The following is a 25,002-nucleotide window of genomic DNA, read 5'->3' on the forward strand; positions in this document are numbered from 1 at the left end:
GCGGTCGCCTACCGGCCTGCTCTGTCGGTCGGCCCTCACCGATATCCCCTGCCGGACGTCCGTCTGCTGCCAGTCCCCTTACCGGTCGTTCCCTTCACCGGCCGTCCCCTGCCGCTTCTCCACGGCCGGATCCGCATCTCCGGCCGGCCGCTTCCGGCCGCCCGGTTCTCGACGGCCCTCCCTCGCCACACCCACGCCGTTGCCGCCGGCCTGATCAACCGCGTCAGCCACATTGGCCACGGTTGGATCATCCTGATCCCCCGCGGCCAGCTCAGCCCGATCCGTTGGCTCGCGATCCCGCAGCTCGGCGACATCGCCTCCCGCCCGTCCGCCCCGGCCCGCCTCACCCTCGCCGGTCCCAGTCCGTTCGCCCGAAGCCGCCACGTCACCCACATCACCCACGCCGACCCCAGCCCGTTCGCCCGAAGCCGCCACGTCACCCACATCACCCACGCCGACCCCGGCCCGATCGCCCGAAGCCGCCACGTCACCCACATCACCCACGCCGACCCCGGCCCGATCACCCTGGTCCCCCGCGCCGGCCACGGTCGGCACGGTGCGGTCACCGTCGGGCTCTGCTGCGATGACCACGGCAGTGGGCGCCTCATCGGCATCCACCGTCCGCGGGTCGTCGGCTCCTCGGCTCTCGTCGATCACGACGGTGGTGTCCTGGCCGGGCCCCCGGCTGACCGGCGCGTCATCCCCCGCGGCCCCCACCGTGATGATCGTTGTCGTCGGCTCGTCCGGCTGGTCCGGGCGCGGACCAGTCTGTCCGTCCTTCGCGGGCTGCTCCGGGGCGGATGACCGCGGACTCGGCGCCGGGCCTTCTCCCCCGGCGGGCTCCGGTTTCCCGGGAGCGTTCAGCACGTGGGTGGGGGCGGACCCGTCGTCGGCGGCGGGATGGGAGGGAGGCCGGACCCCGGGGGTGAGAAGAGTGGTCTCCGCGTCGCCGCCGGTCAGGAAGATGGTGTCGTCCGCGGTGGCGGCCCGGAATTCCGTCGTCCGGTCCTCACCGGCCCCGGGAACAGACGCCGGCCGGTCGTCACCGGCCCCGGAAGTGAAGGCGGGCCGGTCGTCGTCGAAGCCGGGCACGAAAGACGGCCGGTCGTCACCGAAGCCGGGCACGAATGTCGGCCGGTCGTCACCGAAGCCGGGCACGAATGTCGGCCGGTCGTCCGCACGCACCGGGGTGAGGATGACCTGGGTCTCGTCCCCGTCCTGTTCACGGGCCCGGCGTTCCTCCTCGGCCCACCGCGTCTCCCATGCCTGATCTTCGGCGTCGTCCGCATCAGCACGCCCGGGCAGGCGAGCTCCGCCATCGCCCCCGGCCGGACCGGGATCGACCGCATCAGGACGGGAGACATCCGGCCCGCCCGCGCCCCCGGCTCCGGGCGCCGCAGTGACAGCCCCGGGCGCATCCGGGGACGGTGACACCCGGCGTCCCTCCGCGAGGCGGCGGTTGACCTCCGCACGGGCGTCCTCGACGCGGCGTTCCTCCTCCGCCTCCCGTACCTCGGCGGCCAGACGATCCTCTTCCGCCCGGCGGGCGTCCTCAGCCGCCCGGACCTCCTCCGCCCGGCGCGTCTCCTCGACCTGACGAGCTTCCTCGGCGCGGCGGGTTTCTTCGGCCCGGCGGTGCTCCTCCGCGCGGCGTGCCTCTTCGGCCCGGCGGGCTTCGTCCGCGCGGCGGGCCTCTTCGGCACGCTGGGCCTCCTCGGCCTGGCGTGTCTCCTCGGCGAGCCGTGCCTCCTCCGCCTTGCGGGCCTCCTCCGCCCGGCGGGCCTCTTCGACCCGCCGTGCCTCCTCGGCCTGGCGTTCCTCTTCCGCGAGCCGCGCTTCCTCCGCCTTGCGGACCTCCTCGGCCTGCCGCGCCTCCTCCTCGGCCGCTTGACGGGCGCGTTCCTCGGTGTACGCCCTCGCCTGTTCCCGGATCGCCGTCGACTCGGTGGCGGCCCGGTCCAGCCATCCCTCCCAGCGCTGCTGCATGGGCCGGATGAGACCTCCGCCGACACCGACGATGATCACGCCGGCGACGGTGGCGAGGATGGTGATGAGCAGTGGCCGGGTCACCGAGGTGGCGATGCCGATCTGGTCGAGGCCGGCGATCACGCCCAGCGTCACGATCACCGCGGCGGCCGCTTTGGCCAGCACCCGGCCGTACTCGAGGCCGCCCAGCACGGCCAGGATCAGGTCGTGGGCGGCACCGGCGATGGCGGCCGCGACGACCACGATGACGATGGCGACGAAGACCTGTGGCAGCCAGGCGATGAGCGCGTTCACCACGTCGCCGGCCGGGTTGGGCCCCCAGATCCCGAAGGCGAGTTGCAGCGTGAAGAGCAGCACCACGAAGAAGACGAGGCGGGCGCAGACGTCGGTGACGCTCGGCGCGCCGGGTTTGAGCAGCCGCCCGGCGGGTCCGCGCTGGACGGCCCGTTCGAACCCGACTCTGCGCAGCGTCTTGGCGGTGACCGTGCGGGCCAGGCGGGCCAGCAGGTAGCCGACGAGGAGGATCGCGAGGAATGCCAGGGCCGATGGCAGGAACAGCAGCATCGACCGCCACATGTCGCTCAGACCACGGCTCAGTTCGTCTCCGGTCATCCGTCCTCCTGAAGCGCGCGGCGCCCGCCGACTCAGAACCTCTGGATTACCACGGGCCCCTGACATTCTCGTGCGCCGGAGCGGTCGCGAGTGCGCTCCGCGGGGCCGTGGCCACCGGCGGACGCACAACACGACACAGCAGGATCTAACAGAGCTAGTCCTATGAAAATGTACGGAAGGAACAGGGCCGACCGTCGACGGCGCATATCGCCGAGCAGGGGTACGGCGTGACCGTCGAGGCGGGCCGGGACCATGCCGTCGTCGTCCAGCGGCAGGCATCCGGTCGGCGGCTCCACCGGCGCCGGGTCGAGCCGAAGGAGACGGACACCGATCCGGCCGCCGGGAGGATCCCCGACGAGTGGAACGTCACGCTGTTCCCGGACCGGCTGACGGCGACGTCGCCGCCGGTCACGGTCACGCTCTCGGTACCGGGCACGGTCCAGCCGGCGGTGTCCCGGCCGGAACCTCCACGGCCGTGGTGTTCCCGGCGCCGGCCGCCGCGGTCGCCCGCACACCGGGGGCGGGCTGTTCGCCGCCGCCCCACATCGCGGCCACTCCGGCGGCCGACAGCGCGATCCCGGCGGCGATCAGCATCGCGGTCCGTGCGCGGCGGGACCGGGGGCCGCGAGGTGGTTCCGCGCCGGGCGGTGCCGCGTGTCGCGGTTTCGGGGTTCCGGTTCGCTGGGCGTACGCGGTGGGCCCCGCCGCCTCCACCGCCGCCATCGTGATCGTCTCCGCCGATTCGGACCAGGCTTCGAGCGCCTCGTACCGATGGTGCGCAGATCCGCCGTCCGGTATCCGTGAGTCGTCGACGGCTGCCGTGCCGGAAGCCCATGTGATGACTGCGGGTGATGGTGGGCGGTCGGGACGGCCCGGACCACTGCGCGGGCGGGTACGGTCCCGGATGCCCGCCCCCGCCTGCCGCAGCATCTCCGGTAACCCAGCCGTAGGTCGACTGACCGGCGGTTTCCTCCATCCGTCCGGGCTCTGCGAGGCCGCTCGGTGGTTCGACTACAGCGGCGACCATAGGTTGACGACCGCTTCTCGCACCGCCACCGCCAGCGGACCGATGGATCACGTACGGTTATTCTGAGCGCGAAGCATTCTCGGATCGTCCCGCACCGCGATACCGGAGAACGGTCAATAACCGGACGGTCGGCCGGTGGGGCATCGTACAAACGGACCACTCGGGATAGGCTTTCCGCATGGTCGGGTCGGCAGGTTTCGGATCGGGGAGGGTTTCGCTCCCGGCCGCCATGCCACCCGTGCAGGCGGCCGCGGCGCAGCCCACCGCCATGGGCTGCGCGGCTCTCGTGCACTCCTTCGACTGGTCGGGCACCTCGCTGGGCCCGATCACCGGGTGGGATCCCGCGGTCCGCGCCGCGGTGGAGCTGGTGCTCGCCTCCCCGGTGCCGATGCTGCTCACGGTCGGCGAGGACTGCCTGGTGATCTACAACGACGCCTATGCGGAGGCGCTGGACGCCCTGCATCCGGTGGCGCTGGGCCGGCCGGCCGCGCGGGCGTTCGGCACGGCGTGGGAGCAGCCGGGTCTGGGCGACGTGATCCAGCAGGTGTTCCGCACCGGCCGGGCGATCCTCGAGCCGGAGAGTCAGGTGCAGTTCGCGCCGGGCCGCACCGAGCCCGCCTTCTACACCCGGGGTCACTCGGTGATCCGCACGTCGCGGGGCGCGGTGGCCGGTGTCCTGACGGTGGCCGCCGAGACCACGCACGTGGTGCACCGGTTGCAGAGCCTCGGCGAGCTGACCGCACGCCTGGCCGGCGCTCTCACGCTCGACGACGTCACGCGCGTCGTCCTGACGTACGCGATGGCCTCTTTCGATCTTGATCATTGCGTCCTGCTGGTGGACGAGGGCCTGGCCTATCGCTATGTCCGCCGGATCCGTGGCGAGATGCTCGACGAGGCCGACGAGCGCCTGCCCCCGGTCTGGCGGCGGATCCCCGCCGATCCGGCGGCGCCCGCGGTGGCGGCGGCCGAGTCCGGGCGGGCGACGTTCGTGGCCGACGGTGAGCCGCTGCGGGCGGTCGCCGCCGACCGGCACGAGACCCGGGTGCGGGCGCTGGCCGCGCTGCCGCTGCGCACGCCGTCGCTGCGGGGCGCGCTGACCGTGGGGTTCCGGCGCGCGCACACCTGGCTGCCCGCCGAGCGCGCGCTGCTGCGGGCCGCGGCCGAGTTGGTGGCCCAGGCGGCCGAGCGGGCCCGCCGTTTCGAGGCTCAGCACGGCACCGCGCAGCTGCTGCAGCGCAGCATGCTGCCCGAGCACCTGCCGGAGCTGGACACGTTCCGCATCGCCGCCCGCTATGACGTGGGCGTCGACGGCAACGCGGCCGGTGGTGACTTCTACGACGCGTTCCACCTGCTCGACGGCCGTCTGGCGATGGTCCTCGGCGACGTCGCGGGCCATGATGTCCGGGCCGCCGCGGTGATGGGCCAGGTCCGGGCGGCGCTGCGGGCGCTGGCGCTGACCGACCCGTCGCCGCCGAGCGTGCTGGCCGGGCTGGACCGGCTGGTCGGTTCGCTGGGCGCGGAGTCACGCAACGAGGAGATCTTCGTGACCGTCGTCTACGGGGTGCTGGACCCGTCGGACGGCACGATCACCATGGCCAGCGCGGGGCATCCGCCGCCGGTGCTGCGCCGGGCCGGGCTGGGTGGCGAGCCGGCCACCGCCGAGCTGGTGAAGGTGCCGCCCGGCGCCCCGCTCGGGCTGGGCGGGCGCTGGCAGACCGGCACGCTGCGGCTGGAGCGCGGCGACACCATCCTGATGTTCAGCGACGGCGTGGTGGAGCGGCGGGGCCGCTCGCTCAACGACGGCCTGGACGCGCTGGTCACCGCCGCGGGCGCGTCCCCGAGCGGCGATCCGCGCAATCTGTGCTCGCTGGCGACGGCCGCGGTGCCGGGCACCACCGACGACGACGTGGCGGTGCTCGCGGTCGAGCACGCCCTGGCGATGAGCCGGTCGGCCACGATGCAGGTGGCGGCGGAGCCGACCGGGCCGAGCCGGGTGCGGCAGTGGATGACGGCCCGGCTGCGGGAGTGGAGCGTGCCGGAGCCGGTGATCGGTTCGGCGATCCTGTGCACCAGCGAGCTCACCACGAACGCGCTGCTGCACGCCGGCACCCCGGCCCAGGTGCAGATCGACCTGAACGCGGAGCGCCTGCTGGTCTCGGTCGCCGACACCGGCACCCGAGGCAGTGTGATCCGGGCGCACGCCGACACCCTCGCCAGCCGTGGCCGTGGCCTGGGCCTGATCGAGGAGCTGAGCGACTCGTGGGGCACCGACCCGACGGTCCGCGGTTCCACCGTGTGGTTCGAGATGCTCTTGGCGGGTAAAGCGCCCGCATGATCCTCGCGGGCATACCGGTGTCCGATGTGCTGTATGCCCTGTTCGGTGCCGCCGCTCTGCTGGCCGGCATCCTGCCCCGCCTGCTGGAGCGCCGGCCACTGTCGATGCCGATGGCGTTCCTCGCGCTGGGCCTGATCGTTTTCGGCCTGCCGCTGGGCCTGCCGGAAGCCGACCCGCTGGCACATCCGAAACTGACCGAGCACCTCACCGAGGTCGGCGTGATCGTCGCGCTGATGGGCGCCGGTCTCAAGATCGACCGCCCGTTCGGCCGCCGCCGCTGGGCGTCGACCGGCCGCCTGCTGATCGTCGCGATGCCGGTGACGATCGCGGCGATGGCGTTGCTCGGCTGGTGGTGGGCCGGTCTGGTGCCGGCGTCGGCGCTGCTGCTGGGCGCGGCGATGGCACCGACCGATCCGGTGCTCGCCTCGGACGTGCAGGTGGGCGAGCCGACCGGTGAGGAGGACTCGGAGGACGAGGTGCGGTTCGCACTCACCTCCGAGGCGGGGCTGAACGACGGGCTGGCGTTCCCGTTCGTCTACGCGGCGATCGCGATCGCCGCGCACGGGCTGGATCCGGCCGGCTGGCTGAGCGACTGGGTGCTCCAAGACGTGGTCTACAAGGTCGCGGTGGGGTTCGTCGGCGGCCTGGTGATCGGAAAACTGCTGGGCAGGCTGTTCTTCCGGGCCAAACGGGACGCGTTGCGGCTGGCGCACCACTCGGAGGGCTTCCTCGCCCTGGCGGTGACCTTCCTGGCGTACGGCATGGTCGAGGTTCTCGGGGGTTACGGGTTCCTCGCGGTGTTCGTGGCGGCGCGGGCCATCCGGGCGGCCGAGCGGTCCCACGAGTATCACCAGGTCCTGCACGATTTCGCCGAGCAGGTGGAGCGGCTGCTGACCGTGCTGTTGCTGCTGCTCCTCGGCGGCGCGGTGGTCGGCGGCCTGCTGGAGCCGCTGACGTGGCAGGCCGCGCTGGCCGGTCTCACGCTGATCTTCGTGATCCGTCCACTGGTGGCTTTCGCGGCGCTGCGCGGGGCGCCGGGAAGCACCTCGGAACACTGGGTGATCGCCACGTTCGGTATCCGTGGCATCGGCACGTTCTATTACCTAGCGTATGCAGTCACACATGCCGATTTCCCCGGCGAGGCTCTCGTCTGGGCGACTGCGGCGTTCGTCGTCGTCGTGTCCGTAGTGCTGCACGGAGTAGCGGCAACGCCGGTCATGCGTCACCTGGATCACTCAGCTGCTTACAAAGAGTAGTTTTATTCTGTTCTAAACCGGACAATGAACCGGTCGGTGGTGACGAAGCGTTATCAGTGCCGTAGAGTACCGAGGCAACTGGGGATGTCCACCATGGAGCGGCTCATGCGGATCAGAGGCTATGCACCCTTGACACCTTGCTGGGTGGAACTGGCGAGTGCGGACCCCGCACGCGCGGCACAGTTCTACGGAGAGTTGTTCGGCTGGGAGTCGATGGGTGATCGGTTCAAGCTCGGAGGGCGCGCTGTGGCCGGCCTCACCCGCAGCCGGCTCGACCGGCCGGACGGCTGGCTCACCCACCTGAGCACACCCGACCTCGAGGAGACGCTCGAACAGGTCGCCCTCTCCGGCGGCCACTGCCTGAGCCACCCGGCCGAGGCGCACGGGGGGCGGCGCGCGATCGTCGCCGACCCGAACGGCGCCATCATCGGCCTGTGGCAGGGTCACGACTTCGCCGGCGCTCAGGCCGGCGGCGAACCGGGCACGATGTCGTGGCCGGAACTGATCACCGACGACCCGGACGGCGCGGCCCGTTTCTACGGCTCCGCGTTCGGCTGGCTGCTGAACCAGCAGTTCGGTTCCGGCGAATGGCTCAACCAGGCCCACGACGCCGTCGCCGGCCTCGCTCCGGGCTACCGCGGCGCCTGGTGGCGTGCGGCGTTCCAGGTCGAGGACATTCAGGCGGCCGCGGACCACTGCGAGCTGATGGGCGGCGCGGTCATCAGCGAGCCGTCGGAGTTCGGGATGGCCGCCGTCGCCGAGCTGCGGGACCCGTTCGGCGCCCGGTTCACGGTGGCGGCGCCGGTGCACCACCCGGTCGAGCTGACCGTCTCCCTGGGCACCCTGCCCGCTTGGGACTGACCGAAACAGATAACACCAAGCATCACGCGGAAGAGGCCGACCCTCCGGGGTCGGCCTCTCCGCGTTCGCCGCCCACTCGCGGCCGGCACGCTCTCTCGGCCCCTTCCCCGGTACGGGCGGGGCCAGCGCCGCACCTCGCAGCCAATGCCCTCCCAGCCCTTCCCGGTACGAGCGCGGTCAGCGCCGCACCTCGCAGCCAACGCGCTTCCCAGCCCCTTCCCGGTACGGGCCCGATCAGGGCCACACCTCGCAGCCAACACGCTCTCCCCACCCAACCCCTTCCCGGCACGGGCGGGCCGGCGCCGCATCCGGCCCCGGCTTCCCCGTCGCGATTCGGGCAGAGGCGTCACAGCGCAGCCTCGTGCCGGGCGGAAGGCCGGCTGGTTGTCAGTGCTGACCCCGCCAACCCATTCGCCGCCGCGTTGCCAATCGTGGAGATTGCGCTGTCCGCGCCACCGCGCGCTCACCAGATCCACCCCAGCGGACGAAAACCCGCCCGCCGGCGACGGATTCGCCCCCTCAACCCCTGCGCGCGAGATCTAGTGAGTTTCGGGCGAACCGATTCACCACGACCTCGCAAGATCGACAACGACGGGTAAGCAATCGGCCGGCTGGTTGTCAGTGCTGACTCGAAAGCCGGCCATCACCGCAGCTCATGCCGTGATCGAAGATGTTATGCCAACCGCGCCCAGCGGCCGACTTCACGCACGGCACGGGCGTCGCAAGGGCACGGATGACTGTCTCGACGGCGTCGAGACAGCACTGACAACCAGTCGATCAGGGTGATGGGCAGTACGGTCGGGGCGGGCGGCTGCGGGCGCACTCGCGGACCTCGGACGACCGTATCGATCACGGCCGGCACGAAGCCGGGCGCCCGGCCGCGACCGGGTCCCCCGGCGGAATGACGTGATCGTCGCCGGGCATGGAACGGCCGCCGGCGGGTAATGGCACAGGCGTTCGAGATTTCGACGGAAGGGCACCGCCATGGCCGACCAGACGAACGCCGGCAACACCATCAAGGACCCGGACGACTGGACCACCGGGGACCAGCCGGCGACCGGCGCACAGGAGTCCTACCTGCACACCCTGGCCTCCGAGGCGCAGGAGGAGGTCCCGGACGGGCTGACCAAGGCCGACGCCTCCCGCAAGATCGACGAGTTGCAGGAGAAGACCGGCCGGGGCGCCTGACCGCACCGGCATCGGCATTCCGGGCCGGCCTTCGGGCCGGCCCTTTTCATGCCCGGCCCGTCAACTAGGGTTGACAGCGCGAGCGTGTCAACATAGGTTGACGGCATGACGGAAGCTACCGACCTCGCCGCCGCCGCGGGCAGCACCGACCCCCGGGTCGGATTGCGAGCGGTCGTGGCGCTACGACGGCTGTTGGAGGGCCTGGAGCGACTGCAGGTGGCGAACGCCCGGGCCAAGGGCTGGTCCTGGCAGGAGATCGCCGACGCGCTCGAAGTGACCCGCCAGGGCGTGCACAAGAAGCACGCTCGCCTGCTGCCGATGCCTGACCCACGGGAGGACTGAGATGTTCGAGCGATTCACCAAGGCCGCCCGCGCTGTCGTGATCGACGCCCAGGCGCAGGCCCGCGAGCTCGGCCACCGGCCGATCGGCACCGAGCACACCCTCCTCGCGCTGACCACCGTCGACATGACCGGCGGCGACGGAGCGGGCGCCGGCGGCGGCTACCGCGTCGGCAACGGCGCCGCGCGGGTGCTGCGGGAGGCCGGCGTCGACCGGGACTACGTCCGGGCGGCGATCATCCGGCACGCCGGGGACCGGAGCGAGGCGAAAGCGATCCTCGACCGGGACGCGGAGGACGCCGCGGCGCTCAAGGCGATCGGCATCGACCTGGAGGCGGTGCGCGCCGCGATCGAGGAGAACTTCGGCACCGGGGCTCTGCAGCTCGTCCGGCCGGCGCCGAAGAAGAAGGGCTTACTCGGGCGGTTCTCGTCGGCGACGTCCGGGCACGTCCCGTTCTCCCCGCGGAACAAGAAGGCGCTCGAACTCTCCTTGCGTGAGGCCATCCGGCTCAAACAGAACTTCATCGCGCCCGAGCACATCCTCCTGGGCATCCTGCGCGAGGGGCAGGGCCTGGCCGCCCTCATCCTCGCCGAACGTGGCGTCGACTTCGACGCGCTCCGCGACGACTTGACCCGCTCCCTCCGGGCACCCGCGGCCTGACCCGGTTTCGGGGCCGAGCGGGAGCCCCGCGCCAGGAAGCCTCCGGCTGGTGCTGAGTGCTGTCTCAACGGCCGTGAGACAGCACGGAGAACCAGCCGGAGGGCTTCGGGTGTCACGGCAGGCCGCTACGGGCGTACCGCGGAAAGGGTCTAGAGGCGCAGTCGCATCGCGGGGTCGGGCGTGCGGACGAATCCGAGCGAAGCGTAGAGGGGCTCGCCGTCGGGCGAAGCCCGGAGATCGGCGGCACGGACGCCCTGGTCACGGAACCACTCCAGCAGCGCCTCCATGCAGGCACGGGAGCATCCGCGGCGGCGCATGTCCTCGTCGGTGACGACGTTGAAGACGTAACCGACCCGGCCGCCCGGGTTGAACGGGTTGCCGAGGCGCTCCTCGACGAGGCCGACCGCGCAGGCGGCGAGCCCACTGCCGCCGGGACGGTCGACGACGAACGCGCCGAGGGTGGGCTCGGCGGCACCGAGCCGGCGGACCAGGGACTCACGGGCCGGTTCGCGCCAATCGTCGTTCCAGTCCGGATTGTTGCCCATGGTGCGCAGCATGACCGCGCGGAGGCGGACGAGCTCGGCGGCGTCGGCGGGGGTGGCTCGGCGGATCTTCACATCCGTACCTTAATCGGGGCCCTTCTCTTTCAGATTTGAAGTTTCAGATTTGAAAGAGTATGGTTCCGGGCATGGCCGAACCGCTGACCCGGACGCAACTGGCGCACTGGCGCACCTTCATCGAGAGCTCGTGGGCCCTGCACACCCGCCTCGAGGACGAGTTGCGCGCCGCCACCGGCCTGAGCATGAACGACTATCACGTCCTGGTCGCGCTCGCCGAGGCGCCGGAGCACCGGATCCGGATGGGCGAGCTGGCCAGCCGACTGGTGCTGTCACCGAGCCGGGTCACCTACCAGATCTCCTCCATGATCAAGCGAGGTCTGGTGCGCAAGGAGAGCTGTTCCGACGACGGGCGCGGGCAGGAGGCCGTGCTCACCCCGGAGGGACTCACCGCGCTGAGGGACGCGGCCCCCGCCCATCTGGAGACCGTTCGCCGGAGTTTCATCGATCATCTCGACGACGAGGAACTGGCTGTCATCGGCCGCGTCTTCGCCAAGATCAGGAAGGTGTGATCGCCATGCCCGCCATCACCGTCGACGACGTCCTCGTTCTCCCCCGGCTGCCGCGGCTGGACCCGGTCATGACCGAGTTCCGGGACGTGAAACGGCTGACCACCGCACCCCAGGGGTACGAGGGTGAGGGGTTCCCGGTGCGCCGGGCCTTCGCCGGGGTGCCGACGACCGAGCTCGACCCGTTCATCCACCTGGACCAGATGGGCTCGGTCGACTATGGACCCGGCGAGCCCAAGGGCACGCCATGGCACCCGCACCGCGGGTTCGAGACCGTCACCTACATGATCGACGGGATCATGGATCACCAGGACTCGCTGGGTGGCGGCGGCTCGATCAGCAACAGCGACACCCAGTGGATGACGGCCGGGTCGGGCATCCTGCACCTCGAGGCCCCGCCGGAGCACCTGGTGATGAGCGGTGGCCTGTTCCACGGGCTGCAGCTCTGGGTCAACCTGCCGCGGGCCGCCAAGATGATCGACCCGAAATACCAGGACATCCGGGGCAAGGCGGCGGCGCTGCTGACCACTGCGGACGGTGGCGCGCTGATCCGGGTGATCGCGGGCACCGTCGCCGGGCACAGCGGGCCCGGGTCGACGTTCACTCCGATCAACCTGGCGCACGTCACCATGCAGCCCGGCGCGCGGCTCGACCTGCCCTGGCAGACCGATTACAACGCGCTCGTCTACGCACTGTCCGGCGACGGCTGGGTCGGCACCGGGATGCGCCCGATCACGCTGGGCCAGCTCGCCACCCACGGGCCCGGCGAGGCGATCCGGGTCGAGGCGAGGACCGAGCTCGATCTCTTCATCATGGGCGGGCAGCCGATCCGGGAGCCGATCGCGCACTACGGGCCGTTCGTCATGAACACCCGCGACGAGCTGAAGCAGGCCTTCGAGGACTACCAGAAGGGCCGGCTCGGGGTCATCCCGGCGACCCGCGTGCCGCACACGGATTGATTACGCTGGCCGGTATGGACCGGATCCGGCAGTTCGCCGACGTCGTGGTCCGGGCTGGCATCAACGTCCAGCCCGGCCAGGGCGTCATCCTGCGCACCGACACCGCCCACCTGGAGATCGCCCGCGCGGTGGTCGAGGCGGCCTACGCGGCCGGCGCCGCCTGGGTCGAACCACTGTGGTCGGACGGGCGGATCCGCCGCTCCGCCGTCGACCACGCCTCCCTGGAGACCCTGACCGCCAGCCGGGGCTGGGCCCTGCAACGCATCCGGGAGTGGTCCGATCAGGGCATCGCCTCGATCAGCCTGCTCGGCGACCCCGACCCGCACGTGCTCGACGGCGCCGACCCGGCGAAAGCGGCGGCCTTCCCGGCCGAGGAGAGCCGGCTGATGCGCGAGGCCGTGCTGGGCCGGTTGCGCTGGACCGCGGTGGGCGCGCCCAACCCCGGCTGGGCCCGGCAGGTGTTCGGCGAGCCGGACACCGAGCGCCTGTGGGAGGCGGTCGGCACGGCGATGCGCCTCGACTCCGCCGATCCGGTGGGCGAGTGGCGACGGCGTTCGGCGACCCTCGCGGAGCGCGGCGCCGCGCTCGACGCGCTGGAGCTGACCTCGGTGCGATACACGAGCGGTGGCACCGACCTCACCGTCGGCCTGATCCCCGGCTGCCGCTGGATCGGCGGCGGCATGGTCGACGCCGCCGGTGTGGCGTACCTGCCGAACATCCCCACCGAGGAGGTCTTCACCAGCCCCGACCGGCGGACCGCCGAGGGCGTGATCCAGGTGACGAAACCGCTGGTGCTCAACGGCCGGCTGGTCCTCGGGCTGCGGCTGGAGTTCTCCGGCGGGCGGATCGTCGCCGTCTCCGCCGAGTCCGGCGCCGACATCGTCGAGGCGCAGTTGGAGACCGACCCCGGTGCCCGCTACCTGGGCGAGGTGTCCCTGGTGGACGCCGAGAGCCGGATCGCCAAGGCCGGGATCGTCTTCCACAACACCCTCTTCGACGAGAACGCGGCCTGTCACGTCGCGTGGGGCGGGAGCTTCCCGTTCGCGGCGGCCGGCGGGCTGGAGATGAGCCCCGCCGAACGCGAGGCGATCGGTCTCAACCAGTCGGCCGTGCACACCGACGTGGTGATCGGCGGCGAGGGCATCACGGTGACCGGCACCGGCCCGAAGGGCACCGTCGACATCATCCGTGACGACGCCTGGGTGCTCTAGATCCGATCCGGCGTGGTGGCCCCCCGCGGGGATGCCAGACCGGACTAGTCTCTCCGGGCAGCGATCAACGCACGGGGGAGGTCGGACGTTGCCACCGCAACTGCACGTCGACATCGATGGGTTACGCAAGACCGGCACCGACATCGCCACACCGGTGACCTGCGTCGACGATTCGGTCGAGCGGGAACTCGGCCGCCTCACGGTGGCCGGGCCGGCCACCGGCTGGGGCGCCGCGGCGGCGCTCGCCGAGGCGGCGGCGGGCTGGTCGGCTCACCTGAACGGGGTGTCCCAGCGGGTGCGGGCCTTCGGTGACGACCTGGTCGCCACGGCGGACGACTTCCGGGCGGCGGATCTGGCGGCGGCCCACCACAATCAGGTCCCGTCGGCCGGGTCGAGGCCCGTACTGTCGCCGTCTCCTTCGCCGCAACCGTCTCCGTCGCCTTCTCCCTCGCCCTCCCCGCAACCGCAACCGTCTCCCTCGCCTTCCCCCTCGCCGCAACCGCAACCGTCTCCCTCGCCTTCCCCCTCGCCGCAACCGTCACCGTCTCCGTCGCCGGAGCCCTCACCGTCACCGGCGGTGGAGTCGTGACGATCACGCTTCGGATGCTGCGGGAGACCAACGCCGACGCGTTCACCAGCGCCGCGGAGTCCTGGGGGAACATCGCGGCGGCGGTGGATGCGCGGCTGGACGAGTTCACCGCCGAGTCCCGGCCGCTGCCGACGGTGTGGCCGAGCGGGACGGACGCCGCGAAACGCGCGGTGGAGTTGCGCAACGAGATGAACGCCGCCTACGAGCCGTGCCGGAAGATCAGCGGGGCGCTGCGGACCCACGCCGACACGGTGGTGCGGCTGCAGGGGATGCTGGGCGCGATCGTCGACGAGTGCGCGGGCCGGAACATCACGGTCGACCTGCAGAGCGGGACCACCCGGTACAGCGGGCCGAGCATTCCGGACCCGATGCTGGCGGCCCGGGTCTCCGGGTGGATCAAGGACTATGACGCGCAGTTGAACGACCTGGAGGTGAAGGCGAACCGGCTGGACGAGGAGACGCGTACCGTGATCCGGTCCTGTCTTCCCGGAGGGACGAGAAAACCTGGCGGGGGTACGGGGCCCGCGTCCCGTCCGCCCTCGAGACCGGCTCCGGCGGGCGGTCCTTCGCACGGCGGCTCATCCGGTGGCCCCTCCGGCGGGGGCTCCGCTTCCGGCGAGGGCGCTGCTTCGGGCGGTGGCGGCACTTCGGGCGGTGGCGGCACTTCGGGCAGTGGCTCCGGGGTTTCGCCGGTTCGGGCGAGGGATCCTGAGCAGCTCGCTCCACCGGCGCAGGAACGGGCGAACCGTGACATTCCGGTACCGCCGGTTCCGGAGAAGCCCGAGCCACTCGCCCCCGTCGCGCGGGAACGGACGATCCCGGAGGTTCCCGCGCCACCGCCGGCGCCCGAGAAGCCCGCGATCCCACCGGCCGTCCCGGCGGACGGTCTGGCCGAGATCGGCCGGCCGTTCGAGCTCCCCCTCCGCACCGAGGCCCCGCGATTCATCGATCCGATCTTCGCGGCGATCGGTGCGGCCCTCAGCCCGGGCACTCCCCTCGCCGTCACACCGGCCCTGGCCGACGGCGTACCCCTGATCCCTCCGCCGACCCTGGCCGACGGCGTACCCCTGCCCCCTCCGCCGACCCTGGCCGACGGCATGCCACTCAGCACTCCGCAAACCTTGGCCGACGGCGTATCTCTCAGCCCTCCACCAACCCTGGCCGACGGTTTGCCCTTCGCGCCGGTGGCTTCGGAGGCGCCGGCCGTTCCGGGGCCGGTGCTCGCCGAGTATCCGGAACGGCGCGTTCCGTCCGAGTTCCAGAGATGGATCGATGAGATCGGTCCACGGCGAGATCAGTGATGGGTGTGACCGCGTGACCGGCATGCCGCCCGTTCGGCTGAACGGGCGGCATGCCGTGCGGTTCGTCACGCGTTCCGCGGCGGGTCTCCGGCGCCACCGGCCGGGTCGGTCAGGACATCATCAGCATCGCGGCGGTGCCTAGGAGAACGAGCAGCAGGACCGCGATGAGCAGGCCCTTCTCAGCGGTGTCGGCGTTTTCGGTGACCGGCGTGGCGGTCAGGGGCTCACTGCTCATCTGTCCATTCCTCCGCGGGGTCGAGGATGACCGCTCCGGATGCGGGCGACGGTCAGGAGGCTTACGGTGAGGGCGTCGTCGACCTCGAAGGGGCTGCAGTGCCGCCGCAGGAATGGCTTCTCACCAGTGCCGAACGCGGCAACCCGGACACCTCCATACCCACATGGAACACCGGAAACACGGTCGAACCACTTATCCACGGGCAAAATTACTTCGATCGGTTGGTGACCGAGGTCGAGGCGCTGGAGCCTGGCGACCACCTGTTCTTCACCGACTGGCGAGGTGACCCCGACGAGCGGACCAGTGACGGCGGGCCGACCGTCGCCGAGTTGTTCGCCGCCGCGGCCAAGCGCGGTGTCGTGGTGAAAGGTCTGCTCTGGCGGTCCCATATGGACAAGCTCGCCTACAGCGAGGAGGAGAACCGCACCCTCAGCGACGACATCGAGGCGGCCGGCGGTGAGGTGCTGCTGGACCAGCGGGTCCGCCGCGGCGGTTCGCACCATCAGAAGCTGGTCGTGCTGCGGCATCCGCGTCATCCGGAGCGGGACATCGCCTTCGCCGGCGGCATCGATCTGTGCCACAGCCGCCGCGACGACGCCGACCACCACGGTGACCCGCAGGCGGTGCGGATGTCGCCGGCGTACGGGCCGAACCCGCCCTGGCACGACATCCAGCTGGCCCTGCGCGGCCCGGTCGTCGGCGCGCTCGACCTGTCGTTCCGGGAGCGGTGGAACGACCCGGCCCCGCTGGACCAGTACGGGCCGGTGTCCACGGTCACCGACATGCTGCGGCACGAGGACATGCGGGCCGACCGGCTCCCGCCGCAGCCGCCGGACCCGCCGGAGTGCGGCACGCAGACCGTGCAGGTGCTGCGAACCTATCCGGCGATGCGCCCGGCGTACGGGTTCGCGAAGCTCGGCGAACGCAGTGTGGCCCGCGGCTACACCAAGGCGATCAAGCGGGCCCGCCGGCTGATCTACCTGGAGGACCAGTACCTGTGGTCGAAGGAGGTCGCCCAGCTGTTCGCCGACACGATGCACGACAACCCGGAACTGCATCTGATCGCCGTCGTCCCCCGCTGCCCGGACGTGGACGGCGGGTTCGCGCTGCCGCCCAACCTGGTCGGGCGCGAGCAGGCCGTGGAGCTGTGCCGGCAGGCGGCGGGCGACCGGGTGCACGTCTTCGACCTGGAGAACCACGCCGGCACGCCGATCTACGTACACGCCAAGGTCTGTGTGGCCGACGACGTCTGGTGCAGCGTGGGCAGCGACAACTTCAACCGTCGCTCGTGGACCCACGACAGCGAGCTGTCCTGCGCGGTCCTCGACGAGGCCCGGGACGAGCGGGAGCCGGCCGACCCGGCGGGGCTCGGTGACGGCGCCCGCCGGTTCGCTCGGGACCTGCGCCTGGCCCTGATGCGCGAGCATCTGGACCGGGCCGACGGCGACGACGAGGATCTGCTCGACCCGGCGTCCGCGGTCGAGGCGATGACCTCGGCGGCCGACCGGCTGAAGGAGTGGGTCGACGGTGGGCGTACCGGGCCGCGTCCGCCGGGCCGCCTGATCCCGCACCAGACCGAGCGGCTCCCGTGGCATCAGCGGTTGTGGGCGATTCCCGCATATCGCCTGGTCTACGACCCGGACGGCCGCCCGTGGCGGGAGCGCCGGGCCGGCACCTGGTGACCGCGGCGCGCGGCGAGGTATGGCTGGGTATACCTGTGAAGCGGTAGCTGAACGGCTGGGGCGGGACCCGGTCCGCTGGTTACGGTGAGCCGGTGACCGACCACGTTGGAAACCATCTGCGAGACCGCCGCTACCTGATGTCGTCCTGGCCCTACCGGTCGGCCCTGTTCCTGACCGCCACGGCCGTGATCGCCGCGCCGATCGCCTTCTGCTTCTGGGTGCTCGTCATCCCCTGGGTGGTGGCCGCCCAGAGCATCGGCGACGGGCAGCCACCGCGCCTGCCCGTCGTCGTGCTGATGGCGCTCGGGGCGATCCTGCTGGTCTTCGGCGCGCCACTGGTGGCGCTGCCGCTCGCCGCCCTGGAGCGGCAGCGGCTCCGGTGGATCGACCCGCGCCCGCTCGCCGTTCCCCGGCACCCCTCGGCCGTCAACCCGGTCGCCTGGCTGGCCGCGCGGTACCGGGAGGAGTCCACCTGGCGGGCCGTTCTCTACACGCTGCTGCTGGCCGTGCTGGCGCCGCCGCTGTACCTCGCGGGCACCCTGTTGCTCCTGCTCGAGCTGATGCTGCTGCTGAGTCCCGGCCTCTCCGAGTGGACCCTGGGCGACGTCGTGATCGACGGCGGGGCCGGCTCGATCCCGCTCTGCCTGCTCGGCATCGTCCTGATCCCGGCCTTCCTCTACCTGCTGGGCCTGGTCGCCGCGGCGCACGACGCGCTGGCCCGGCGGCTGCTCGGCGGCAGTGACGGGCTGCGCGACCGGCTCATCGAGGTGGCGCAGTCCCGGGCCCGGCTGGCCGACGCGTTCGACGCCGAGCGCCGCCGGATCGAGCGTGACCTGCACGACGGCGCCCAGCACCGGCTGACCAGCCTCACCCTGCAACTCGGGATGGCCCGGCTGGACGTCCCGGAGGACTCGCCGGCCGCTGGACCGCTGGTGCAGGCGCACGCCCAGGCCAAGGAGCTGATGGTGGTGCTGCGTGACCTGGTGCACGGCATCCGCCCGCAGACCCTGACCGATCTGGGTCTGCCGGCCGCGCTCTGGGATCTGGCGGCGAACTCACCGGTTCCGGTGTCGGTGTCCGCGGCCGACGTCCTCGATCGGCTGCCCGAGCGGATCGAGACGACCGCGTACTTCGTGGCCGCGGAGGCCCTGACGAACGTGGCCAAGCACGCCGTCGCCACCTCGGCGTCGATCCGGCTGACCCGCTCCGGCGACGGCATCGTGCTGGAGATCCAGGACGACGGCCGTGGCGGCGCCGACCCGGCCCGGGGCACCGGCCTGACCGGGCTGGCGGACCGGGTCGCGGCGGCCGGCGGCCGGCTGTTCCTGGCCAGCCCGGCCGGCGGCCCCACCCTGCTGCGGGTGGAGCTGTGACCACACCACCGGCGCCCACCACGCGGACGCGCGCCGGGAGCGCCGCGCGCCCGCGGTGCGCGGGGACGGGGGTCGCCCCATGACCCGGGTCGTGATCGCCGAGGACGGGGTGCTGCTGCGCGAGGGGCTGGTCGGGGTGCTGGTCCGGTTCGGGTTCGAGGTGGTGGCCGCGGTCGGGGACGCGGCCGAGCTGATCACCGCGGTGAAGGAGCACCAGCCGGACCTGGTGATCACCGACATCAAGATGCCGCCGTCCTTCCAGGACGAGGGACTGCGGGCCGCGGTACGCCTGCGCCAGGACCATCCCGGGCTGCCCGTCGTGGTGCTCAGCCAGTACGTGCAGCAGGAGTACGCCGCCGACCTGATCGGCACCGGCGACGGTGTCGGTTACCTGCTCAAGGACCGGGTCGCCGACATCGTCGAGTTCGTGGCGGCGCTGCGCGGCGTGGTCGGCGGTGGCACGGTCGTCGACCCGGACGTGGTCCGCCGGCTGATCAGCCGGCCGCAGGATCCGCTCGCTGGTCTCTCCGGCCGGGAGCGGGAGGTGCTCGCCCTGATCGCCGAGGGCCGTTCCAACTCGGCCATCGCGGCGGCCCTGTTCATCAGTGAGCCGGCCGTCAGCAAGCACGTCGGCAACATCCTGGCCAAACTGGGCCTGCCGCCGACCGACGACACCAACCGCCGCGTCCTCGCCGTCCTCACCTACCTCCGCGCCCGCTGACCGCCCCGCGTCGGTGTCCGTGGTGACCCGCGCCCCGCGTCGAGCCGCACGTCACCACGCGGCATCGTCGAGTCTCCAGGCGGACGGAGCCCAGATGGGGGTGGTGGGGTCGCCGGTCAGGGACAGGGTGACCTGCCAGGCGGTCATCGGCGGGCGGCCCAGCGACCACCAGCGGTCGGAGAGGGCCGTGCCGACCGCGGTGTAACGGTCGGCGGACGGGCCGGAGGCGAGGATCGCGCCGTCGGCCAGGACGACCGCGCCGGACGTGCCGGACTCGTCGAGGACGGCCAGGTAACTCAGGTCACGGCCGGTGATCGAGGCGTGACTGACCCGGTGGTGCCAGACGCCGGCGGCGTACCACAGATCGCGGTAGGCCTGGGCGTTCAGCGGCGGCCGCCAGCGGGCCGGCGACGTCTCGGTGAGGTCGGCGAGAGCGACGGCGGGCTCCGGATGGCTGCGGGGATGCCGGGCGGTCAGCGGGCCGGCCGCGCTCATGAAACCGGCGGAACAGACGACCCGGGCGGCGAGCGGCGCCGGGCGCACGTCGAGGACCGGGTGCACACCGGCGTGCTCGACGGGGACGACGGCGCGGCCGTCCGGTTCGAGCCGGTCCAGCCAGTGCGGGGAGACCCCGGCGACACCGACGGTCACGATGATCCGGTCGTAACGTTCGGCCGGACCTCCGGTGTATCCGTCGGCGGCTTCCACCCGTACCCCCGCAATGCCCGCCCTGGCCAGGGCGGACCGTGCGCGGGCCGCGATGTCGGGCTGAACGTCCACCGTGGTCACCACCGCGCCGAGCGAGGCGAGAAGCGCGGCGTTGTAACCGGTGCCCGCGCCGATCTCCAGGACGCGCATGCCGGGCCGCACCTCGAGCGCCTCGATCATGGTGGCCATCAGCGACGGCTGGCTGGACGAGCTGACCGGGACGCCGCCGTTCATCTTGGTGACGAGCACGTCGTCGCTGTAGACGGTGGGCAGGTACTCCGGGTCGGCGGGCAGGACCCGGCGGCCGTCGCGGCGGTGGAAGCCGTCGGCCACGAACACCTCACGGGGCACCGTGGCGAAGGCCTCGGCCAGCGCCGGCGACAACGGGGCGCCGTCGGTCCGGATCAGGTCGAGGTAGCGCCGGCGGGCTTCTTCCATAGTCGACACGGTACGGAACACCACGCTCGTACGGTGAGATCCGTCGATGTCATCGCCGGGCGGCGTGGACCGCGGCACGCAACCGGTCCGGGACGTCCCGCTCGTGGTACGGCCGTTCGGAGGGCTCGATGTTCGCCAGGAAGCCGGCGTAGGCCACCGCGGACCGCAACCGTGCCACCGGCCGCAGCAGCTCAGCCGCCCGCAGCGCGTCGCAGCCCGGCCAGAGTCCCGCCCACACCCGCACGACCGCGGGGTCGTCGGTGAGCCGCAGGATGTCGTAGGCCGGGTTCCCGATCAGCGCGTCGCCCCAGTCCACGATGGTGGGGCCGCCGTCGCCGGTACGGACGTTGCCGGTGTGCAGGTCGCCGTGCACGAGGGTGTCCGGCAGCCCGCAGGCGGCCACCTCGGCGAGGCGGCGCGGCAGGTCGTCGAGGAGTTCCGGCAGGCCGTCGATCCCGGCCAGGAACGGCCTCGCGATCTCGGGCAGCCGGTCCAGCCCGTCGCCCGGAACCCCCAGCGAGCGGAGGACGCCCACCTGATCGGCGAAGTGCCGCTGCACCGGGTGCAGCGCCTGCACGATCTCGGTGCAGAGTTCCGGCCCACCGTCGTAACGGTCCTGGCCGGGCACGTGCGCGAGCAGCATCCGGCCCTCGTCGCCGGCCGCCAGCACGTAGGGCACCAGCCCCGGCGACACCTCGTCGACCGCCCGCAGCACGCCCGGCTCGTGCCGGAAGAACGGCGGCACCTGCTTGAGCCAGGCCACCGGCTCGCCGTCGGGGCCGTCGAACCGCCAGATCCCCGACAGGTTCCAGGTGCGCTGCTGCCGGGCGACGGTCCCGGTCAGCCCGATCCGGTCCAGGGCGCCGGCCGCCCAGGACAGCGACGCCGTCACGCCCTCCGGTCTCGCGTACGCCGCCCGCAACGGGTGATCGGCGAGATCGACGTCGGCCGGTCCCAGCCCGTCCGGCCGTCGCGTGGTCATCGCCAGGTACGTGACGTGCCCGCCGGGCGGGGCGGGCCGGTCACCGTGCAGCAGCCGCAGCACGGTGACGTCGGTCCCGGCTGCGGCCACCACGTCGGCGACCTCCTGCCACCACGGCGTCGCGACGGTGAACGGCGGCAGCGTGCCGAGCACCTCCCCCGCCGGGTCGGCGAGGATCAGCGAGACGGTCCGGCTCACCGGCCCAGCCTGGCCCGCAGGTAGGCCCGGTCGGCCCTGCCGAGCAGGCGCAGCCGGGCCATGCCGCCGTCCGGGAAGACGTCCAGCCGGACCTGCGTGACCTCGGGCCCGTCGTCGAGACGGAACCGGTGCGGGGTGTCCGGCCGCAGCGCCGTCCGCGGCAGCAGCTCGAAGGACGCGCCCTGGTCGTCGAAGCCGGTGAGGGTCGCCCAGCCCGGAGCGTTGCCCTTGAAGTGGCTGGTGTCCAGGTCGGCGAACTTCAGCACGGCCGGGGCGGCGAGCCGGACCAGCACCCAGTCGTTGCCGTCGTCACGGCGCCGGGACGTCTCCCATCCGTCGCCCATGTTGCGGGCCAGACCGGGCATCAGCATCCGTGCCGGGTTGCCGTAGAACATGTTGCTGCAGTCCACGACGGTGGCGCCGTACTCGGCGGCGGCCACGTCGAACACCTTCGGCAGCAGGTCCGGGTCGGGCACCACCTCGCCGTGCACCCGCAGCCGGGCGACGCCGCCGTCGGGAAGGATGTTGAGCCGCACGTGGGTGAAACGGCGGCGGGTCTCCACCGGGTAAAGGTTGCGGCCGTCGCCCTTGAGCTCGGATCTCGGCAGGATCTCCACCCACTCGGCGTCGGCCAGCTCGTCCGGGCCGGGATAGCCGGGCAGCTCCACCGCCTCCACCGACGCGAACGGCGGGTAGTTGCCGGTGAAGAACGCCGTGTCGATGTCGACGCCGTGGATGACGCCGGGCGCCCCTAGCCGGATCACCGCGAAGTCGTGGCCGGGCGTCCGGCGGCGGCGGGTCTCCCAGCCGTCGTAGACCTGCCCCTTGTGGTCGAACGTCTTCGGCGCGTGCCCGGGCGGATCCGGCAGGACCAGGTGATCCGCGGCGGCGAAGAACTCGTCGTTGCAGTACACGACACCGCCGCCGAACGCCCGCGACGCCAGATCGGGCAGCGCGCTGAACTCCATCAGTTCCCCCTTGCCAGAAAGATGCCGCCGGCTTCGTCGCCGGTCACGGTCCGCCCGCGCAGCCAGGTCCGGCGCACCACGCCGCGCAACCTCTTTCCGGCGTACGGGGTGACCGGGTTCCGGTGGTGCAGGGCATGCGCGTCGACGACGAACTCCTCGTCCGGTTCGAAAGCCACCAGATCGGCATCGGCTCCCACCGCGATCCGGCCCTTGCTCCGCAATCCCACCAGATCGGCGGGCCGGCGCGCCATCCACTTCACCACGTCCGCGAGGGTATGCCCGCGCTGCGCCGCCGCGGTCCAGATCACCGGAAGACCGAGCTGAACCGACGCGATGCCGCCCCAGGCCGCCGCGAAGTCGCCGGTGTCCCGGCGTTTCAGGTCGGGCGTGCACGGCGAGTGGTCACTGACCACGCAGGTGATCAGGCCGTCGGCGAGCGCCTCCCAGAGCCGGTCGGCGTTCGCGGTGTCCCTGATCGGCGGGCAGCATTTGAACTCGGTCGCGCCGTCCGGGATGTCGGCCGCGTCCAGGGTCAGGTAGTGCGGGCAGGTCTCGGCCGTCACCCGTACCCCGTCGGCTCTGGCTGCCGCGATCAGCGGCAGCGCGGAGGCCGCGGAGAGATGCAGGATGTGCACGCGGCGGCCGGCGGCACGGGCCACGGCGATCGCGGTGGCGACCGCGGCGTGCTCGGCGTCCGGTGGCCGGGAGGCGAGGAAATCGGCGTACGCCGCGGAGCTCGCCGCCTCCGCGAGATGATCCGGGTCCTCGGCGTGGATCACGAACAGGGCGTCCGCCGCGTTCATCGCCCCGGCCAGCTGACCGGCGTCGACCGGCGGGAACTCGGGCACCCCGGAGTCGGCCAGGAACGCCTTGAAGCCGAAGACCCCGGCCTCGTGCAGCCCCGGCAGGTCGCCGGCGTTGCCGGGGATCGCCCCGCCCCAGAAACCGACGTCGACGTGGCACTGCCCGGCCGCGGCCGCCTTTTTGATCTTCAGCGCCCCGGTGTCCACGGTCGGCGGCAGGCTGTTCAGCGGCATGTCGATGATCGTGGTGACACCGCCGGCCGCGGCCGCCCTGGTCGCCGTGGCGAAGCCCTCCCACTCGGTGCGGCCCGGCTCGTTGACGTGCACATGGGTGTCCACCAGCCCCGGCAGCAACGCCATGTCCCCGAGATCGGCGTCCTCGGCCGCGGCCGCCTCGGCGCCGTAGGGCAGCACCGCCGCGATCTTCCCGTCCTCGACCAGGACCGCCGCCGGGCGCTCGCCCTCCGGCGTCACCACCCGGCGGGACCGCACTACAAGATCAACCATGATCCGACCCTATCGGCGATATGTTTCACAGCGGGTCTCATCGGGCGCTCCGGCATATCGACGCGTGCGGCCACTCCGGTACCCTCCCGTTCCATGATGCGACGGTGGCGTCTGGCTGTCCTGGCGGCCCTGTGTGGCCTGCTCGTCGCGGCCGTCCGGTTCTCTGACGGCGCGCCCGGGTCCGCCACGCTCCTGCTGGCCCTCTTCCTGGGTTACGCGTTCGTGCTCTCCCCGCTGATCTTCCCCCGCGCGTCGGCCGACGACGGCCGCCCGGTCGTCTACTGGCGTCCCGGATGTCGCTTCTGCCTGCAGATGCGGGCCCGCCTCGGCCCCGACGCGGCCCGGCTGCGCTGGGTCGACATCTGGGCCGACCCGTCCGCCGCCGCCACCGTCCGCGAGATCACCGGCGGCGACGAGACCGTGCCGACCGTCGTGATCGGCGGCCGCGCCCACGTCAACCCGGACCCGTCCTGGCTGCGCGGACAGCTCACCCCGGCAGCGCCCCAGCCCTGACCGGCCGCGCCCACGTCACTTCGGAGCGTCCTCGCTGCGCGGACAGCTCACCCCGGCAGCGCCCCGGCCCTGACCGGCAGCGAACCCGCCCAGCCGAGGAACCGTTCGAACAGCTCCGCGGGCTCCTCGTGGGGCAGGTCGCCCACCGCCCGGTCCAGATGCCCCCACATGTACATGGTCAGCATGAGGAGGTCACCGCCGGTCGCCAGCGAGGCCCGCGCCGTCACGCAGGGCCATGGCCGTCCGCACACCCGGCACGACCACGACGGTCGCTCACCGGTGTGTTCCGCGCACGGCGCGGAGTCGTCCGATGTGGTGACACGCGTGGCCGTGATCGGCTCCACTGATCGTTCCCGCACAACGTCCTCCCAGGTTGCGGCGATGTGCCCGGTAGTACTCGAGACAGCCCGGAAAAGTTCGACG

The 25,002-nt window shown here is 72.2% G+C and carries 24 protein-coding genes; 15 read left to right on the top strand and 9 right to left on the bottom strand.

All coding sequences use genetic code 11. The features are described from left to right. Positions 1–78 precede the first annotated feature (78 nt). Both Aut01nite_RS08165 and Aut01nite_RS08170 read right to left on the bottom strand, forming a co-directional pair. Positions 79–2,598, bottom strand: a complete 2,520-nt coding sequence (locus Aut01nite_RS08165; RefSeq protein ID WP_052163839.1) for a mechanosensitive ion channel family protein — start codon at positions 2,596–2,598, stop codon at positions 79–81. Positions 2,599–3,012: 414 nt separating this feature from the next. Continuing rightward, positions 3,013–3,321: a hypothetical protein gene (locus Aut01nite_RS08170; protein ID WP_043525981.1), complete on the bottom strand. Its 309-nt coding sequence runs from the start codon at positions 3,319–3,321 to the stop codon at positions 3,013–3,015. Positions 3,322–3,854: 533 nt separating this feature from the next. On the opposite strand from Aut01nite_RS08170, the gene Aut01nite_RS08175 reads away from it, so the two are divergent. From Aut01nite_RS08175 to Aut01nite_RS44230, 6 genes are all read left to right on the top strand, one after another. Next, positions 3,855–5,960: an ATP-binding SpoIIE family protein phosphatase gene (locus Aut01nite_RS08175; RefSeq protein WP_236642746.1), complete on the top strand. Its 2,106-nt coding sequence runs from the start codon at positions 3,855–3,857 to the stop codon at positions 5,958–5,960. A 17-nt stretch (positions 5,961–5,977) separates the two neighbouring features. Beyond that, complete coding sequence (locus Aut01nite_RS08180) at positions 5,978–7,216, top strand: cation:proton antiporter (protein WP_236642747.1); 1,239 nt, start codon at positions 5,978–5,980, stop codon at positions 7,214–7,216. Between the two features lie 144 nt (positions 7,217–7,360). Beyond that, a complete protein-coding gene (locus tag Aut01nite_RS08185) occupies positions 7,361–8,077 on the top strand; it encodes a VOC family protein (protein ID WP_236642748.1) in 717 nt (238 codons plus the stop codon). Between the two features lie 984 nt (positions 8,078–9,061). Next, positions 9,062–9,265 (top strand): DUF3072 domain-containing protein, encoded by a 204-nt coding sequence (locus Aut01nite_RS08190; RefSeq protein WP_043525988.1) that lies wholly within the window; start codon positions 9,062–9,064, stop codon positions 9,263–9,265. A 105-nt stretch (positions 9,266–9,370) separates the two neighbouring features. Next, positions 9,371–9,607 (top strand): hypothetical protein, encoded by a 237-nt coding sequence (locus Aut01nite_RS08195; protein WP_043525989.1) that lies wholly within the window; start codon positions 9,371–9,373, stop codon positions 9,605–9,607. A 1-nt stretch (position 9,608) separates the two neighbouring features. Further along, entirely contained in the window at positions 9,609–10,265 is a 657-nt protein-coding gene (locus Aut01nite_RS44230) for a Clp protease N-terminal domain-containing protein (RefSeq protein ID WP_043525991.1), read from the top strand. A gap of 149 nt (positions 10,266–10,414) precedes the next feature. Here Aut01nite_RS44230 and Aut01nite_RS08205 read toward each other — a convergent pair whose 3' ends face one another. Further along, complete coding sequence (locus Aut01nite_RS08205) at positions 10,415–10,882, bottom strand: GNAT family N-acetyltransferase (RefSeq protein ID WP_043525992.1); 468 nt, start codon at positions 10,880–10,882, stop codon at positions 10,415–10,417. Between the two features lie 71 nt (positions 10,883–10,953). Between Aut01nite_RS08205 and Aut01nite_RS08210 the strand changes: the two genes are divergently transcribed. The 5 genes from Aut01nite_RS08210 (at position 10,954) to Aut01nite_RS08230 (ending at position 15,451) form a co-directional block, all read left to right on the top strand. Then, entirely contained in the window at positions 10,954–11,394 is a 441-nt protein-coding gene (locus Aut01nite_RS08210) for a MarR family winged helix-turn-helix transcriptional regulator (protein ID WP_043525994.1), read from the top strand. A 5-nt stretch (positions 11,395–11,399) separates the two neighbouring features. Continuing rightward, positions 11,400–12,350 carry a pirin family protein gene (locus Aut01nite_RS08215; protein WP_043526109.1) on the top strand — a complete coding sequence of 317 codons (951 nt, stop codon included), beginning with the start codon at positions 11,400–11,402 and terminating at the stop codon, positions 12,348–12,350. 14 nt (positions 12,351–12,364) lie between these two features. Further along, positions 12,365–13,561 (top strand): aminopeptidase, encoded by a 1,197-nt coding sequence (locus Aut01nite_RS08220; RefSeq protein WP_043525995.1) that lies wholly within the window; start codon positions 12,365–12,367, stop codon positions 13,559–13,561. 88 nt (positions 13,562–13,649) lie between these two features. Then, entirely contained in the window at positions 13,650–14,150 is a 501-nt protein-coding gene (locus Aut01nite_RS08225) for a hypothetical protein (RefSeq protein WP_201775530.1), read from the top strand. Further along, positions 14,147–15,451, top strand: a complete 1,305-nt coding sequence (locus Aut01nite_RS08230) for a hypothetical protein (RefSeq protein WP_204037473.1) — start codon at positions 14,147–14,149, stop codon at positions 15,449–15,451. The genes Aut01nite_RS08225 and Aut01nite_RS08230 overlap by 4 nt, the downstream gene beginning before the upstream one ends. A gap of 109 nt (positions 15,452–15,560) precedes the next feature. Here the strand turns inward: Aut01nite_RS08230 and Aut01nite_RS44235 are convergent, their stop codons facing one another. Further along, on the bottom strand, positions 15,561–15,686 hold the full coding sequence (locus Aut01nite_RS44235) for a hypothetical protein (protein ID WP_268871712.1): 126 nt from the start codon (positions 15,684–15,686) through the stop codon (positions 15,561–15,563). A gap of 98 nt (positions 15,687–15,784) precedes the next feature. On the opposite strand from Aut01nite_RS44235, the gene Aut01nite_RS08235 reads away from it, so the two are divergent. The 3 genes from Aut01nite_RS08235 to Aut01nite_RS08245 all read left to right on the top strand — a co-directional run bounded on the left by Aut01nite_RS08235 (position 15,785) and on the right by Aut01nite_RS08245 (position 19,462). Continuing rightward, positions 15,785–17,368 (top strand): phospholipase D family protein, encoded by a 1,584-nt coding sequence (locus tag Aut01nite_RS08235; protein WP_043525998.1) that lies wholly within the window; start codon positions 15,785–15,787, stop codon positions 17,366–17,368. Positions 17,369–17,460: 92 nt separating this feature from the next. Further along, on the top strand, positions 17,461–18,741 hold the full coding sequence (locus tag Aut01nite_RS08240; protein ID WP_043526000.1) for a sensor histidine kinase: 1,281 nt from the start codon (positions 17,461–17,463) through the stop codon (positions 18,739–18,741). 79 nt (positions 18,742–18,820) lie between these two features. Beyond that, positions 18,821–19,462 (top strand): response regulator transcription factor, encoded by a 642-nt coding sequence (locus Aut01nite_RS08245; protein WP_043526001.1) that lies wholly within the window; start codon positions 18,821–18,823, stop codon positions 19,460–19,462. Between the two features lie 51 nt (positions 19,463–19,513). On the opposite strand, the gene Aut01nite_RS08250 is transcribed toward Aut01nite_RS08245, so the two are convergent. Genes Aut01nite_RS08250 through allB form a run of 4 tightly spaced genes read right to left on the bottom strand, consistent with a single transcriptional unit; the run spans position 19,514 to position 24,066 of the window. Next, entirely contained in the window at positions 19,514–20,608 is a 1,095-nt protein-coding gene (locus Aut01nite_RS08250; protein ID WP_043526111.1) for a protein-L-isoaspartate O-methyltransferase family protein, read from the bottom strand. A gap of 49 nt (positions 20,609–20,657) precedes the next feature. After that, positions 20,658–21,788 carry a phosphotransferase family protein gene (locus tag Aut01nite_RS08255; protein WP_043526003.1) on the bottom strand — a complete coding sequence of 377 codons (1,131 nt, stop codon included), beginning with the start codon at positions 21,786–21,788 and terminating at the stop codon, positions 20,658–20,660. After that, entirely contained in the window at positions 21,785–22,756 is a 972-nt protein-coding gene (gene alc, locus Aut01nite_RS08260; protein WP_043526005.1) for an allantoicase, read from the bottom strand. The genes Aut01nite_RS08255 and alc overlap by 4 nt, the downstream gene beginning before the upstream one ends. After that, entirely contained in the window at positions 22,756–24,066 is a 1,311-nt protein-coding gene (allB, locus tag Aut01nite_RS08265; protein ID WP_043526006.1) for an allantoinase AllB, read from the bottom strand. The genes alc and allB overlap by 1 nt, the downstream gene beginning before the upstream one ends. Positions 24,067–24,159: 93 nt before the next feature. On the opposite strand from allB, the gene Aut01nite_RS08270 reads away from it, so the two are divergent. Then, the gene (locus Aut01nite_RS08270) at positions 24,160–24,579 is read left to right on the top strand and encodes a glutaredoxin family protein (RefSeq protein ID WP_043526008.1); all 420 of its coding nucleotides are present in this window, start codon (positions 24,160–24,162) and stop codon (positions 24,577–24,579) included. 47 nt (positions 24,580–24,626) lie between these two features. Here the strand turns inward: Aut01nite_RS08270 and Aut01nite_RS43320 are convergent, their stop codons facing one another. After that, the gene (locus tag Aut01nite_RS43320) at positions 24,627–24,806 is read right to left on the bottom strand and encodes a hypothetical protein (protein ID WP_236642749.1); all 180 of its coding nucleotides are present in this window, start codon (positions 24,804–24,806) and stop codon (positions 24,627–24,629) included. Between the last annotated feature and the right edge of the window lie 196 nt (positions 24,807–25,002).

This window comes from Actinoplanes utahensis, from assembly GCF_016862455.1.
GTDB lineage: Bacteria > Actinomycetota > Actinomycetes > Mycobacteriales > Micromonosporaceae > Actinoplanes > Actinoplanes utahensis.